The sequence below is a fragment of the Roseomonas alba genome, from assembly GCF_019430885.1.
Lineage (GTDB): Bacteria > Pseudomonadota > Alphaproteobacteria > Acetobacterales > Acetobacteraceae > Neoroseomonas > Neoroseomonas alba.
Genome location: NZ_JAHYBZ010000001.1, coordinates 537051 through 550179, shown reverse-complemented (window position 1 = coordinate 550179; position 13129 = coordinate 537051). Strand labels below are relative to the sequence as shown.

Below are 13129 nucleotides of genomic sequence, written 5' to 3'. Positions count from 1 at the left end.
ACCGTGTATCCAGACGTGATGTGGGCTTCTCCCGGGGTTTCTGCGACCCCTTTTCCCTATTCCTTTTCGATCGTGCACTGCAGAGGGTGCTGGTTCTGCCGCGCCAGATCCATCACCTGGGTCACCTTGGTCTCGGCGACCTCGTAGGTGAAGACGCCGCATACGCCGACTCCGCGACGATGGACGTGCAGCATGATGCGCGTCGCCTCCTCGCGGTTCTTCTGAAAAAAGCGTTCGAGGACATGCACGACGAATTCCATCGGCGTGTAGTCGTCGTTCAGCATCAGAACCTTGTACATGGCGGGCTTCTTGGTGCGTGGCCGCGCCTTGACGACGACGCCGGTCTGCGACCCGTCGTTGCCCTGTCCGTTCCCCGTGCGCTTGTCCGGATCGCTCATGGCTGCAGAAGTGGTTCCCTTGGCAGCGGCGTCAAAGTCACCCGCCGCGATGCAGGATATCGGAGCGTGCGGCGCGAGGTGAAGGGCTGACCGCATGCCGGCCGCAGATTGTGCCGCGCCGTGCCCGGTGCAAGACGCGGAAGGGCCCGGCCCCTGCCCCGTCCCCGCTGATGCGGAGACCGGACCGGATGCCGGGCCCTTCGTGTGGCCACCCCGTCCTGGGTGGGAGGGGAGGGAAGTTCGGACGGAGCGGCCGTAGTCCCGTTGCGATCAGGCCGCGAGCGGCTTCGCGAACTTCTCCATCGCCGCCGTCATGCGGGCGCTGAGCGGAGCCACCGAGGCCTCGGTCAGCTTGAAGACGGCTTCCTGGAACTTCGCGGTCTCGGCGACGGTCTTCTCGACCGCGGCCTTCGCAAACTTCGTCTGGATCTCGGCGGCCTCGTTGAGGCTCTTCACCGCCGCGAGCGCCTTCGCGCCCTCGAGGGTGTGGTCCGTCAGGCCCTGGGCCAGCGCCATCGCCTGGCGGGCGAGGTCCTGCGCACCGGTCGCCCAGGTCTGCGCGGCCTTGGTCACCGCCTCGACATTGCCGCGGCTGAACTCGGCCACGTCCTCGGCCGCCTTCATGAAGCCTTCGGCGCCCTTCGTCATCTGCTCCATGCCCTTCTCCATCGCAGCGCGGGCCTTCTCCGCGCCTTCGGTCACGAACTTCTGCGCCTGGGCGGTGCCCTCGGCGGCAAGCTTCTTCACATCGGTCTTGGCTTCAGCCATGTCTTCGGTCCTTTCCTCAATCGTTTCGGGCGCCTGGACGGCGCCGTTCTGCCGGGCTGGCCCGGGCTTCCGGACCGTCTTGCTGCGCTGCAACATGGCTATCGTTTAGGCGGCGTGACGGTCTGAGTGCAAGTGTTATTTTGCGCCGCACAAAAAACCTTCATGCAATGGCACGCAGGTGTCGGTAACGGTTTGCCCCAAGAACGGAAGGTAAACCCTTGCCCGGAAACGAACTCCGTGCCGTTTTGCGGTGGACTACCCGGACCGGGCCCGTTATCTTTCGCGCGAGTGTGACCCGCCGCGCCCCAGGCGCGCCGGACCCAGGGGGATTCTGCATGACGTCATCGAGCGCCCGATCGCGCCCGACCCGCTCTCGCCGCGCCCCCTGGCGCGGGGTCGCTGCCCTCTTCGCGGCGTGCGCCGTGTGGTTGACCGCCTTCCCCGCTGCGGCCCAGATCGGCAGCGAGCGCTATTCCGCCATGGTCGTTGATGCCCGCACCGGCACCGTCCTGATCGCGGCGAACCCCGACGAACAACGCTACCCCGCGTCGCTCACCAAGATGATGACGCTCTATATGTTGTTCGAGGCCCTGCGCGAGGGCCGCGTCCAGCTCAACACCCCGATCCGCATGAGCGACGAGGCCGCCTCGCGCCCGCCTTCGAAGCTTGGCCTGCCGCCGGGTGCGACGCTCACCGCCGAACAGGCGATTCTCGCCCTGGTGACAAAGAGCGCCAACGACGTCGCTTCGGCCGTCGGCGAGCATCTGGGTGGCAGCGAGGAACGCTTCGCGCAGCTCATGACGTTGCGCGCCCGCGCCCTCGGCATGTCACGCACGACTTTCCGCAACGCCTCCGGCCTGCCCGACCCCGACAACGTCACCACGGCGCGGGACATGGCGACGCTCGGCCTGCGGCTGATCCACGACTTCCCCGACCGCTACCGCTACTTCAGCACCATGCACTTCGCCTGGGGGCGGCAGATGATCCGCAACCACAACCGGATGCTCGGCGACTATGATGGCGCGGACGGCATAAAGACTGGCTACATTCGCGACTCCGGCTTCAACATCGTCACCTCCGCCCAGCGCGACGGCGTGCGCCTGGTCGGCGTGACCATGGGTGGCTCCTCCTGGGTCGAACGCGACCGACACATGGGCGCGCTGCTCGACCAGGGCTTCGCCCGGCTCGGTGTCGCGGCGCGGCCGCCATCGGCGCTGATGGCCGCGGCGGCGGCCACCGGGGCGGTCGGCGCAGCGCGTGCGGCCACCGTTTCCCGTCGCGCGGCGACCACACGGCAGGTCGGTCCCGGCCAAGGCAGCACCGCCGCCGCTGCGGCGCGGCGCGCGGTTAGCACGCCGCGGCGTGCCGCGACCCCGACGCCACCGGCGCGCCAGGCGATGGCGCGGCCCGTGGTCCAGCGCACCCGCGTGGTCGTACCGGAACAGGGCAGCCGCTCGACCACCTCCCTCGGCGCGCGCCGTAGCAACAGCCTGCCCGCGCCGGTGCGCCGCTCGGGCGCCACGGCGGCCCAGCGCTAAAGGTCGGCTAGCGCCGGAACAGCGGCCGGAGAGCCCCGGCTCGCGGCCGCCATTCGCCGCGTGCGCTTGGCGCTACCCCGCGGCGGCAACGATCGGTCCGCCTCGCAGCGCGCGATGGGCAGTTGCGGCGCGGATCCGCGGCACCCGGCGCGCGGCCGGATCGGCGTCCACCGTGCGGCAGGCGCACCCATAGCCATAAGGCCCGCCGAGCGGCCGCACCCAGTCGCGATCCGTCATGCCGGTTACCGGCAGCATGCCCGGCGCGAATGGCCGCCCCTGGGTCCGGAGGTCCCAGGGCGCATCGCGATCCTCCAGGACCCAGTTCGCCGGGCCGGGGTTCCGCAGCCATCCGCAGCGGCGCTCAGCGGCATCCGCGAATGCGCTCATCACCGCGATTGCCAGTACCAGCCAGACCGACCGCACCACCCCGCTCCCAGCGCAGCATTGCGCCGGAACGGTGGTGCCAGCCGCCCCGGCGCTATCCGAAGCGCTTCAGCCAGTGCCGCGCGATGTCCATCCGCCGCGCGACCCAGACGCCATCCCCGGCCGCCGCGACATGGGCGAGCAACTGCTCCAGCCCCGCGATCCGCCCCGGCCGCCCGATGGTGCGCAGATGCAGCCCGACCGACATCATTCGCCCGCCTTCCTTCATCAGCCGGTCGAAGGCGGCGATGCAGTAGCGCGCGAAATCCTCGGCGAAGGCGAAGCCCTGCCCGGTGCGGAAGCGCATGTCGTTGGTGTCGAAGGCATAGGGCAGGATGACATGCGGCCCCGCCGGCCCCGCCGCGATGCGCGGCAGGTCGTCGTCATAGCAGTCGGAATCGTAGAGGAAGCCGCCCTCCTCCATCAGCAGCCGCCGGGTATTGCCGGACGGCGCGCCCTTGGTGTGCCATCCCACCGGCCGTGCGCCGCCATGCTCGGCGAGCGTCGCGACGGTGCGCGCGATGACCAGCCGTTCGACCGCCTCCTCCATCCCGGCATGGGCTTCCCAGCGCCAGCCATGGGCGCTGACCTCATGCCCCCGCGCGGCGGGCGCCGCCGCAAGCTGCGGCGTCACCGCCACCGCCCGCCCGCAGGCCGAGAAGGTCGCCTTCACTCCGAAGGCATCGAACTGGTCCAGCACCCGCCACAGCCCGACCCGCGCGCCATAGTCGAAATGGCCCTCGGTGCAGGGATCAGGCGCGCCCTGGGTGACGATCCCGGTCTCCGGATTCGCCTCGTTGCGTCCGTCGCCGGACCCGATGCCGAACTCCGCCCCTTCCTCGACATTCACCACGATGGACAGGGCGACCCGCGCCCCGCCCGGCCATTGCGGATCGGGCGGGTTGGGGCCGTAGCCGACCAGGTCGCGGCTCGCCGGCGGCATGCCGCCGGGCAGGCGGGCCTCAGGCATAGGCCTTGAGGATCGCCTTCATCGCCGGCGCAAGGTCCGGCCGCTTCAGCGCGAAGGCGACCTGGGCTTCGAGGAAGCCGGCCTTGTCGCCGCAATCGTAGCGCCGGCCTTCATAGCGCAAACCGTGGAAGGGCTGGCTGCCGATCAGCTTCGCCATGGAGTCGGTGAGCTGCACTTCCCCGCCCGCGCCCTTCTCCAGCTTGGCGAGGTGCTGCATCACCTCGGGCATCAGCACGTAGCGGCCGATGATCGTCAGGTTGGACGGCGCCTGCTCGACCGGCGGCTTCTCGACCAGCCCCTTCACCGACACGAGCTTGCCCTTGTCCTCGGCGACATCGAGCACGCCGTAGCGGTTCACCCGCTCCATCGGCACTTCCTCGATGGCGACGACATTGCCGCCGGTCTCGCGATAGGCCTCGGCGAGTTGCCCCGTGCAGGGCGTCTCGCACATCATGAGGTCGTCCGGCAGCAGGATGGCGAACGGGTCCTCGCCGACGAAGGATCGCGCGCACCAGATCGCGTGGCCGAGGCCCATCGGCACCTGCTGGCGCACCGTGACGATCGACCCCGGCACCATCGCCTGGGCACGCAGCGCGTTCAGCTCCGCGGTCTTCTCCCGCGCCTCGAGCGTGCGCTCCAGCTCATAGGCCACGTCGAAATGCTCGACGATCGCCGTCTTGCCGCGGCCCGTGACAAAACAGAACTGCTCGATGCCGGCGGCGCGCGCCTCGTCCACCGCATATTGGATCAGCGGCCGGTCGACGACCGGCAGCATCTCCTTCGCCAGGGCCTTGGTGGCCGGCAGGAAGCGGGTGCCGAGGCCAGCGACGGGCAGCACGGCCTTTTTCAGAGGCTTCAGGGTCACGGACAACACATCCCCTCGATTCCGATTGCGTCGCGGCAAGAAAGCACGCCAGGGCGACGAGAATAAGACGGCACGCCTTCACCATTTGGTTGCAACTGCATGGCCGCTCTCGCGTGTCATGCCGGCGCAATCGCCGGAAGGCGCCGATTCCGTAAGCGTGGCACGCCGGTCGCGCACAACGGAACCGGAAACGATGCCGACCGCAACCCCCCTCTCCCGCCTCGCCCTCGCCGCCTTCGGACTGCATGGCGCCGATCAGCTTGTCACGGCGGCGCTGCCGCTGGTGGCCGTGCTCGCGATCGGCGCCGGCCCGCAACTGGTCGGTGCGCTGCTCGCCGCGCAGGCCGCGGCCTGGCTCGCCTTCTCGCTGCCCGCCGGGCTGCTGGTCGACCGCATCGGGCGCACGCGGCTGCTGAGCGCGGCGACCCTGGCGGCAGCCGGCGGCGCGACCCTCGCCCTGCCGGCGGTGGCGGGCGGCGCGCCGGCGCTGCTGGGCCTCGCGGCCTTCCTGGCCGCCTGCGGCACGGTTCTGTTCGTCCTCGCCGCGGGCAGCCTGGTGCCCGCCCTGGCCCCGCCCGATGGCCTCGCCCCGGCCAATGCGCGCCTGGAACTGGCCCGCGCCGTGGCGAGCCTCGGCGCCCCGCCGCTGGTCGGCCTGCTGGCCGGGCGAGGCCTGGCGGTCGCGGCCTTCGGCCTCGCGATCGGCGCCGCCCTGCTCGCCTTCGCCGCCGCTCGCGGCCTGCCGATGCTCGCCGCCCCGGTCACGGCGACGCGTCCGCCGATCCGCGCGCAGCTCGCCGAGGGCGCCCGATTCGTCCTCGGTCATCCGCTGCTGCGCGGCATCTTCGGCTGCGCGCTCTGCTGGAACTTCGCCTTCTTCGCGCTGCTCGCCGCCATCGTGCCTTACGCGCTGGGGCATCTCGGGCTCGATCCCGCGCGGCTTGGCCTGGCCCAGGCGGGGTATGGCGCGGGGATGATCGCGGGGGCCGCCGCGGCAGCCCCCGTGCAGCGGCGCTTCGGGCCGAATGCGATCCTGCTCGCCGGGCCCGGCCTGTCGGTGGTGGCGCCCATCCTGCTGCTGGCCGCCCCGGCCGGCGGCGTGGCGCTGCCCTTCGCCGCGCTGTTCCTGGTCGGCTTCGGGCCGATGATGTGGCTGATCTGCCAGACCGGCATCCGCCAGATCGTGACCCCGCCCGCGATGCTCGGCCGCGTCGGGGCTGTGCTGCAGGTGGCGATCTACGGGGTGCGGCCGCTCGGCGCGCTGCTCGCCGGGGCGCTCGGGCCGGAAGGCGGGGTGATGCTGGCGGCGGCGGGGTTCACGGCGTCGCTGATGGTGGTGGCGGCATCGGAACTCGCGGGGCTGCGGCGGCTGCCGGCGATATGACCGGCCGGGGGCGCCGCCGCCTTCTCGGCTCGCGCAGGAGCCCCGGCCATCCGGTGTCCGGGACGCTTCCGGCGGAAGAAAGACATCCGCGGGACACGGCGTGTCGTCGTTGACTTGTCCCGCCATCCCGGCCACGGCTGTCGATGAGCAGAAGGAGCACCCGACGATGAAGCCACACGAAGTGCAGGTTCCGTTCCCGCTGGACATGCTGGGCGACCTCGACACGACGCTGCGGCATGTCGAGGACAACCATCTCGCGACGCTCGACACGCCGGAAAAGCAGCAGCCCTTCCACGCCCTGGTCGCCGCGGCCCGGGCAATCCGGGCCGCGATCCACGCGCATCGCGCCAAATCGGCGGATGCGCAGGATCTGCCCTACATTCCCCTGGAACGACAGCATGTGTCGGACGTCGTCGCATTCGCCAGGGGTGCGCAGGATGTCGGGGCCGACGCGCACCGCGCCGCCACCAATGTCGCGGACTGGCTCGATCGCGGCCTCTGAGAGCCCGTTTGGAACTGCGCCGATTGGCGCATGTCCAGGTCCGGCACCGGCCCACGCCCCCATCGCCCGGCCACCCAACGACAGCATGCTGAATTGGGCGGCCGGGTAGGGGCGCGGCCTTTTCAAACGGTCTCTGAGTCCATCGGCTTCGTCTGATCGGTGGAACCGGGAGGGGCCCAGCCCCTCCCGCAACAATACCGGGGTGACCCTGGGGGCCTTTCACCCCCTCGGCCCGCGGCCGGCGAGAGGGGCCGCGGCCCCTCTCCAACCGTTTCAGCCGATCTCGAACATCCCTTCGACCTCGACCGCGGCATCCCCCGGCAACGACGGCACGCCGATCGTGCTCCGCGCATGGCGCCCGGCATCGCCGAACACCTCGACGGCGAGATCCGACGCCCCGTTCATCACTGCCGCGTGCTGGGTGAAGGATGCCGGCGCCGCGATGAACCCGCCCAGGCGCAACACGCGCTTCACCGTATCGAGGTCCCCCGTCGCCGCCTTGAGCTGCGCAAGCAGGTTGATGAAGCAGAGCTTCGCCGCCTCCTTGGCGACCTCCGGCGTGACCGTCTCGCCCACCTTGCCGGTATAGACGATGGTCCCGTCGCGCAGCGGGATCTGGCCCGAGATCACCACCAGCGACCCGCTGACGGTGAAAGGCACGTAGTTGGCGATCGGCGCCGCCGGTGTCGGCAGGGTGATGCCGAGCGCCTTCAGGCGCTCCTCAATGCGTCCGGCCATGGGGTCTGGTCCTTTCTGGGTGGTCAGGCGGCGTGGCGAAAGCCACGCCCGCGCCGCGGCGCCGGCTGCGCCGGCAGGTCGAGCGGCAGCAGCGGCGGCTGGCTCTCGGCCACCGGCAGCGGCATTTCCTCCTCGGCGGGATCGGGCAGGTCCACCCGGCCGAGATAGTCGATGGCGAGCCGCCGGAATGCCCAGTCGAGCACCGAGGTGGCGCGCTGGATGGCGCTGTCGCCCTCCACCACGCCGCCCGTGCCGGGCGCATAGGCGTAGGAATCGACGAAGGCATCGAGCGGCACGCCGCTGCCGAGGCCGAGCGTCACCGCCTGGGCCAGGGCCTCCAGCAGCCCCCGCGCCGACATCCCTTCGCGCGGCGCGCTGAAGGCGATCTCGCGCAGCCGGCCGCGATCATCTTCGGAGGCGCGCAGCGCGACCCGGGCGCCGCCGATGGTCACGCGCCAAGTGCGCGCGGCAGGGGCGGCAACGGAGCGCGGCACGGACCGGCGTGGGATCTGCGGCGCGGCGGCGATCGCCGGCGGGGCCGGCGGCGCGGCATCGAGGAAGGGCAGCACCGCCGCTTCCATCGCCGCGCGGGCGGCCGGCGGCGGCGGGGCCAGCAGGGCGGCGGCGGCCGCACCGGCACGGTGCGCCGCCCGGGTCGGCAGCAGCACATGCCGACCATCGGCATCGCGGCCCGGGCGCACGGCGCCGGGGGCCGGCGCCAGGCCAGCCGTCTCGGCACCCAGCAAGGCCTCGGCCGCATCGGCCGGGGCCAGGGCGACGCAGCCCTCATGGCGCAGCCCGGGGGCGGAGGCCGCCATATCGAGTGCCGCGCGCGCCGCTTGGGCGAGGCCCGGGACGACGGTCTCGGCCGGCGGTTCCGGCCAGATCAAGGCGACCGGGTGCAGCGCACCGTGGCGAGCGGCAAGGCGGCCCGACTCGGCCTCCGCCGCGCCGCGCGTCAGGGCGGCGATGGCGGTGGCGACGGCGCGCGCCTCGGCGCTGTCATAGGGCAGGCGGAAGGCGGCCAGCAGCCCCGCGAGATCGGCGAAGCCCACGCGCAGCCGCGGCGCCCGGCCGCTGCCCAGGATGTCCAGCACCCGCACCGCCATGCCGACCGCCGCCGCATACCCCGCCGAGTCGAACCCACCCGCCGCATCCAGGAAGGCCGGCAGGCTGAGGACGAAGCGCGGTTCCTCCTTGCGGTCGCGCCACACCTCCATCCCCGGCGCGCCGCGGCGGGCCAGCAGCAGGGCGCGCAGCGCGGCGGCAAGGTCGTCCGCCTCCTCCGGGCTTTCCAGCAGGCCGAGGCGGCGGCCGCGGGTGGTCACCCGCCGGATCCAGCCTTCGGCGAGGGTCGGGAAGACCACCGGCCCGGTGCCGGGGGCGAGGCCGGCCAACGCCTCGGCGGCATCGTCATCCCAGGCGGCCGGAAGGGCCACGGGCCGTAGGGGAGCATCGGGATCGGCCCCGCACCGCATCCGCCGCAGCGCCACACCATCCCACAGAGTGCCGATCATGCCTGCCATGAGGCGATGCTATAAGCGCCGACGCGGGGACGGAAGCCGCATCTTGTGCCAAATCGCGACTCTGACCCCAATATCCTGTGGATCGCCCATGCTTTGCGCGCCGGCCCGTGCTGTGGCATCAGGGGGCTTCCGGCATTCCCGCTTAAGGACGCGCCGCCATGGCCATGTTCGACGCCCTGTTCATCCGCCTCACCAGCCGCCGCGTCGGCCAGGACAAGGTCGGCAACACCTATTGGGAGGCGCGCCGGCGCAAGGATTTCTACGGCCGCCCGATGCGCCGCGTCATCTATCCGGGCGCCAATGACCCCACCACCGTGCCCCCCGAGTGGTGGGGCTGGATCCACCACACCACCGAACAGCCCCTGCCCCAGGACGCGCCGAAGAAGCCCTGGCAGAAGGAGCACCGGCCCAACCTGACCGGCACGCCGCAGGCCTGGAGCCCCGCCGGCCAGGCACCGTCCGGTGACTATGAGGCCTGGACGCCGGGGCGCTGAGCCCCGACATCAGCCCCATGCAGAAGCGCAGCCTTGCCGAGGTCCTGACCGGCGCCGTCGTGCTCGTCGTGGCGATCGCCTTCCTGGCCTATGCCGTCACCGGCAGCGGGCGGGCCTTCACCACCTCCGGCATCAGCCTGACCGCGCGGTTCGACCGCATCGACGGCCTCGCCCAGGGGGCCGATATCCGCATCGCCGGGGTGAAGGTCGGCCAAGTGGTCAGCCAGCGCATCGACCCCGAGACCTTCCTCGCCGTGCTGACCCTTCGGGTGGAGGAAGGGCTGCGCCTGCCCACCGACACCTCGGCCGAGATCCAGTCCGAAGGGCTGCTGGGCGGCAAGTATGTCGCGCTGGTGCCCGGCGGGTCCGAGCGCTACCTCGCCAATGGCGGCGAGATCACCATCACCCAGAGCGCGGTGAGCCTCGAAAGCCTGCTCGGCCGCTTCATCTTCAGCGTGACGGAGATGAACCAGCAGCGCGACCGCGAGCAACCTGCCCCCGCCCCCGCGCCGGCCGCGCCGCAATGATGGCCGCCGCCCCAACCACCTGGCCCGGCGCCGACGGCCAGCCGCTCTCCTGTCGCGAGAAGCTGAAGGTCCTCGCCGAGAATCACGAGGAAGCCCGCCAGGCCCTGCAGGACGTCTTCGAGGATGCCGTGCTGATGGGCGTGGACGAGGCCGCGATGCGCCGCATCCTGGCCGAGATGGTCGCCGGCCTCACCACGCCGAAGCGCCGCGCATGAGGCGGCTGCTCGTGCTCGCCCTGCTGATGGCGCCCCTGCCCGCCGCGGCCCAGGGCTGGGTGCCGATGCAGACCGCGAAGCTGCAGGCACTCGACAAGGTGACGGCGCGCATCACCATCCTCGAGGCGCGGGTCGGCACGCCGATCACCTTCGGCGCCCTGACCATCGATGTGCGCGCCTGCCAGGCGCGTCCGCCGGATGAGGTGCCCGACGCCGCCGCCTGGATGGAGGTGACCGACAGCCGCGCCCGCCCCGGCGCGCCGCCGGCCTTCCGCGGCTGGATGTTCGCCAATGCGCCGGGCGTCAGTATGCTCGAGCACCCGGTCTACGACCTCCGCGTGCTGGAGTGCCGCTGACCGGCATCGCGGAATTTTCTCCGCACATTCTGGCGTTCTAGGAATTCACTCTTGACCGTCATGCACCGGGGGCGATAGCCTCCGGCGCATCAAGGGGCGAGGTGCGCCCGCGGCGCACCGCTCCGTTTTCCTCGACATCCCGCTTGTTCCCGACCGCCGGCCCGCACGATGCAGGACGGCGATTGGGAATATTTGCCCCGGCTTCGGCCGGCATCCCCGGCCCTGCCCATTCCGGGCGGCGGCACCGACGCGGCCTGCGCCGCGGCGACCCCCGGCCTCCCCCGAGGCCACACGCTGACACGAAGGAACCCCCGCCATGACCAAGACCCTTCCCGCCCTGCCCGCCACCGACGCCAAGCCCGCCGCCGAGGCCGGGACCCTGCGCCTCGGCGGCCTGTCGCCGCTCTTCCCGCCGGCCGCCGCCGATGCCGGCACGCTCCGTCTGGGCGGCCTGTCCCCGCTCTTCGCCGATGCCGGCCGGCTGCGGATGGGCGGGCTCTCGCCATTGTTCGGCCGCTCCTGAGCCTCCGGGCCGCCCGGTCACCGCCGGGCGGCTCCGCCTTCCCGGGGAACGCAACGAAAAAGGGACATCCCGGCATGACCGAGGACACCACGCCGCTGGTCCGGTTCTGGCAACTCACCGAGGGCGGCCGCCCGCCGCAGCGCGCCGACCGCGCCGCCGGCGGCACCCTGCCGACCCGCGCCTTCCGCTATTGCGAGGCCTCCACCACCGCCTCGGCCTTCGGCTGGTTCCTCTTCCCGCCGATGGACCTCGCCGTGGTCTGGGACGGCAGCGAGACCCGCTGGACCTGGGAAGGCGCCGATGCCTGGTACCCCCTGTCCGTCGCCCAGTTCCCCGGCCTGCGCGACCGCTTCGATGCCGCTGCCCCCGAGGCCCTCCGCGGCTGGTCGCCCCCCTTCATCGGCGCGCTGCCCGAGCCCGGCCTGCTGAACCTCTGGTCGGGCCTGATGGCGCGCACGCGCCCGGGCTGGTCCCTGCTTGTCCGTCCACCCGTGAACCTGCCGCGCACCGCCGGCTTCGAGCCCTTCGAGGGCATCGTCGAGGCCGATCGCTGGTTTGGCCCACTCTTCGTCAACCTGCGCCTGACCCGCACCCACACCCCGGTCGAATTCCGCCGCGACATGCCCTTCCTGCAGGTCCAGCCCATCCCCCGCGCCGCCTACGCCGACGCCGCGTTGAACGACGCGCCGGTGGCGGTCGGTCTGGAGGCGCTGAGCGCCGAGGAATGGGCGGACTACGACCGCAGCATCGTCGCGCCGCGCCGCGGCGGCGGCTGCCCGCTGGGCCGCGACGCGGCGGACGTGCGCAAGCGGCGGCGGGCGGAAGCGGGGTGAGCCTCCCGGGGGCTCCGTGCACGCACCTCCCGAGCCCCCGCTTGATGGCCGGCGACGCCCCGCAGGCACAAAGCGCCTGGCGGGGGCAGAGCGGGGAAGAGATCTGGCCCATGAGCGCGAGGATAGGGCCCCCGACGCGACGGTGAGGGGCTTTGCCACCCCCCGAAGCCCCACCCCACCAAAGGCCTTGTGGCCTATGGCGGGGTGAGGTTTGGAGAGGGGCAGCGCCCCCTCTCCGTCTCCGTCAGCGCCTCATCCCCGCGCGCATGGGGGACCGAGCGCCTACCTGCGCGACAGAACGGGAAACGGCGCCGCTGGCACCAGGGACATGTGGCCGTCAGCCCGGCCTGGACGGGGCCATCAGCGAGGCGTGCCCCGCCCGCCCCAGCAACAGCACGTCACGCAGCCGCAATCCCATCACCATCGCCGCCTGATCGAGGCTGTGCATCATCGCCAGGTCGCTCTCCGATGCCACAGGCTCCCTTTCCCCGCAGCGGCGCGCCAGCACGATCCCCTCGGCCTCCAGCGCCAGGGCGCGGCGGATTGCCAGGCCCGGCGCGGCCGACGATGCGATGGCGCCCAACGTCTCCTCCGCCAGCAACCTGCCACGCCGGTTGAGGAAAAGGGCGTGGATCTCGCCCGGCAGCAGCCGTGTTGCGCCGCGGCGCAGATGCGCCACCCAGTCGGCGGGCTGCGCCAGCACCACCATGCGTCCGCGCCGCTGCCGTTCGAGCCGCCGCGCCGCCATCTGCACGGCATGCAGCACCGCCGCCCCCGCCTCACCCACTTCCGGCATGATGGCAAGGTCGCGCAGGCTGGCCGCGACGGCCTCGGCGAAGCTGCCATAGCGCGCGATCAGCGCCTCCATCGCCTCCGCCGCCTCGATGCAGCCGAGGCAGGGAACGAGCAGTGCATAGAGCACTTCCCGATCTTCCGGTTCGACCGCTCCCCGGGCGGCGCAGGAGGTGCGGCTGCGCATCGACATGGGCGGGGCGGCGATCACGACCGGCTGGCAGGCGTGGGCATCCATCAGGGGTCTCCAGCCAAATTCTACTAATTGGTGAATTTT

At 71.9% G+C, this 13129-nt stretch carries 17 protein-coding genes; 9 read left to right on the top strand and 8 right to left on the bottom strand.

From position 1 onward, the window contains the following. Window positions 1–56: 56 nt before the first annotated feature. Window positions 57–398: an ATP-dependent Clp protease adapter ClpS gene (gene clpS / locus KPL78_RS02550; RefSeq protein ID WP_188970123.1), complete on the bottom strand. Its 342-nt coding sequence runs from the start codon at window positions 396–398 to the stop codon at window positions 57–59. A 270-nt stretch (window positions 399–668) separates the two neighbouring features. Further along, complete coding sequence (locus KPL78_RS02545; protein ID WP_219761175.1) at window positions 669–1166, bottom strand: phasin family protein; 498 nt, start codon at window positions 1164–1166, stop codon at window positions 669–671. Between the two features lie 422 nt (window positions 1167–1588). Here KPL78_RS02545 and KPL78_RS02540 point away from each other — a divergent pair, with 422 nt between their 5' ends. Then, a complete protein-coding gene (locus tag KPL78_RS02540) occupies window positions 1589–2704 on the top strand; it encodes a D-alanyl-D-alanine carboxypeptidase family protein (protein ID WP_408904473.1) in 1116 nt (371 codons plus the stop codon). 72 nt (window positions 2705–2776) lie between these two features. Here KPL78_RS02540 and KPL78_RS02535 read toward each other — a convergent pair whose 3' ends face one another. From KPL78_RS02535 to galU, 3 genes are read right to left on the bottom strand one after another with little or no spacing between them, the layout of a single operon-like run. After that, window positions 2777–3127 carry a DUF4087 domain-containing protein gene (locus KPL78_RS02535; protein ID WP_219761171.1) on the bottom strand — a complete coding sequence of 117 codons (351 nt, stop codon included), beginning with the start codon at window positions 3125–3127 and terminating at the stop codon, window positions 2777–2779. Between the two features lie 55 nt (window positions 3128–3182). Beyond that, window positions 3183–4097, bottom strand: coding sequence for a polysaccharide deacetylase family protein (locus KPL78_RS02530; RefSeq protein WP_255568518.1), 915 nt, complete (start codon window positions 4095–4097; stop codon window positions 3183–3185). After that, window positions 4090–4962, bottom strand: a complete 873-nt coding sequence (gene galU, locus KPL78_RS02525; protein WP_219761169.1) for a UTP--glucose-1-phosphate uridylyltransferase GalU — start codon at window positions 4960–4962, stop codon at window positions 4090–4092. The genes KPL78_RS02530 and galU overlap by 8 nt, the downstream gene beginning before the upstream one ends. A 193-nt stretch (window positions 4963–5155) precedes the next feature. Between galU and KPL78_RS02520 the strand changes: the two genes are divergently transcribed. Beyond that, on the top strand, window positions 5156–6346 hold the full coding sequence (locus KPL78_RS02520; protein WP_219761167.1) for an MFS transporter: 1191 nt from the start codon (window positions 5156–5158) through the stop codon (window positions 6344–6346). Window positions 6347–6512: 166 nt separating this feature from the next. After that, complete coding sequence (locus KPL78_RS02515; protein WP_219761165.1) at window positions 6513–6848, top strand: hypothetical protein; 336 nt, start codon at window positions 6513–6515, stop codon at window positions 6846–6848. A gap of 273 nt (window positions 6849–7121) precedes the next feature. On the opposite strand, the gene KPL78_RS02510 is transcribed toward KPL78_RS02515, so the two are convergent. Further along, window positions 7122–7586, bottom strand: coding sequence for a RidA family protein (locus KPL78_RS02510; protein WP_219761164.1), 465 nt, complete (start codon window positions 7584–7586; stop codon window positions 7122–7124). A 23-nt stretch (window positions 7587–7609) separates the two neighbouring features. Then, a complete protein-coding gene (locus KPL78_RS02505) occupies window positions 7610–9112 on the bottom strand; it encodes a TSCPD domain-containing protein (protein WP_219761162.1) in 1503 nt (500 codons plus the stop codon). 158 nt (window positions 9113–9270) lie between these two features. Between KPL78_RS02505 and KPL78_RS02500 the strand changes: the two genes are divergently transcribed. From KPL78_RS02500 to KPL78_RS02475, 6 genes are all read left to right on the top strand, one after another. Then, window positions 9271–9606, top strand: coding sequence for an NADH-ubiquinone oxidoreductase subunit NDUFA12 family protein (locus KPL78_RS02500; RefSeq protein ID WP_219761161.1), 336 nt, complete (start codon window positions 9271–9273; stop codon window positions 9604–9606). Window positions 9607–9623: 17 nt separating this feature from the next. Continuing rightward, window positions 9624–10133 carry an outer membrane lipid asymmetry maintenance protein MlaD gene (gene mlaD / locus KPL78_RS02495; RefSeq protein ID WP_219761159.1) on the top strand — a complete coding sequence of 170 codons (510 nt, stop codon included), beginning with the start codon at window positions 9624–9626 and terminating at the stop codon, window positions 10131–10133. After that, window positions 10130–10348, top strand: a complete 219-nt coding sequence (locus KPL78_RS02490; protein WP_219761157.1) for a hypothetical protein — start codon at window positions 10130–10132, stop codon at window positions 10346–10348. Before mlaD ends, KPL78_RS02490 begins: the two co-directional genes overlap by 4 nt. Continuing rightward, window positions 10345–10704, top strand: a complete 360-nt coding sequence (locus tag KPL78_RS02485) for a DUF2155 domain-containing protein (protein WP_219761155.1) — start codon at window positions 10345–10347, stop codon at window positions 10702–10704. Before KPL78_RS02490 ends, KPL78_RS02485 begins: the two co-directional genes overlap by 4 nt. A 316-nt stretch (window positions 10705–11020) precedes the next feature. Then, entirely contained in the window at window positions 11021–11227 is a 207-nt protein-coding gene (locus KPL78_RS02480) for a hypothetical protein (RefSeq protein WP_219761154.1), read from the top strand. Between the two features lie 74 nt (window positions 11228–11301). Beyond that, entirely contained in the window at window positions 11302–12060 is a 759-nt protein-coding gene (locus KPL78_RS02475; RefSeq protein ID WP_219761152.1) for a DUF6065 family protein, read from the top strand. A 337-nt stretch (window positions 12061–12397) separates the two neighbouring features. Here the strand turns inward: KPL78_RS02475 and KPL78_RS02470 are convergent, their stop codons facing one another. Continuing rightward, window positions 12398–13090, bottom strand: coding sequence for a JAB domain-containing protein (locus KPL78_RS02470; RefSeq protein WP_219761151.1), 693 nt, complete (start codon window positions 13088–13090; stop codon window positions 12398–12400). Between the last annotated feature and the right edge of the window lie 39 nt (window positions 13091–13129).

Excerpts from the sequence above, each read along its gene's own strand:
- clpS (WP_188970123.1), bottom strand. The coding sequence starts at position 398 with ATGAGCGATCCGGACAAGCGCACGGGGAACGGACAGGGCAACGACGGG.
- KPL78_RS02545 (WP_219761175.1), bottom strand. The coding sequence starts at position 1,166 with ATGGCTGAAGCCAAGACCGATGTGAAGAAGCTTGCCGCCGAGGGCACC.
- KPL78_RS02530 (WP_255568518.1), bottom strand. The coding sequence starts at position 4,097 with ATGCCTGAGGCCCGCCTGCCCGGCGGCATGCCGCCGGCGAGCCGCGAC.
- KPL78_RS02520 (WP_219761167.1), top strand. The coding sequence starts at position 5,156 with ATGCCGACCGCAACCCCCCTCTCCCGCCTCGCCCTCGCCGCCTTCGGA.
- KPL78_RS02515 (WP_219761165.1), top strand. The coding sequence starts at position 6,513 with ATGAAGCCACACGAAGTGCAGGTTCCGTTCCCGCTGGACATGCTGGGC.
- KPL78_RS02510 (WP_219761164.1), bottom strand. The coding sequence starts at position 7,586 with ATGGCCGGACGCATTGAGGAGCGCCTGAAGGCGCTCGGCATCACCCTG.
- KPL78_RS02505 (WP_219761162.1), bottom strand. The coding sequence starts at position 9,112 with ATGGCAGGCATGATCGGCACTCTGTGGGATGGTGTGGCGCTGCGGCGG.
- KPL78_RS02500 (WP_219761161.1), top strand. The coding sequence starts at position 9,271 with ATGGCCATGTTCGACGCCCTGTTCATCCGCCTCACCAGCCGCCGCGTC.
- mlaD (WP_219761159.1), top strand. The coding sequence starts at position 9,624 with ATGCAGAAGCGCAGCCTTGCCGAGGTCCTGACCGGCGCCGTCGTGCTC.
- KPL78_RS02490 (WP_219761157.1), top strand. The coding sequence starts at position 10,130 with ATGATGGCCGCCGCCCCAACCACCTGGCCCGGCGCCGACGGCCAGCCG.
- KPL78_RS02485 (WP_219761155.1), top strand. The coding sequence starts at position 10,345 with ATGAGGCGGCTGCTCGTGCTCGCCCTGCTGATGGCGCCCCTGCCCGCC.
- KPL78_RS02480 (WP_219761154.1), top strand. The coding sequence starts at position 11,021 with ATGACCAAGACCCTTCCCGCCCTGCCCGCCACCGACGCCAAGCCCGCC.
- KPL78_RS02475 (WP_219761152.1), top strand. The coding sequence starts at position 11,302 with ATGACCGAGGACACCACGCCGCTGGTCCGGTTCTGGCAACTCACCGAG.
- KPL78_RS02470 (WP_219761151.1), bottom strand. The coding sequence starts at position 13,090 with ATGGATGCCCACGCCTGCCAGCCGGTCGTGATCGCCGCCCCGCCCATG.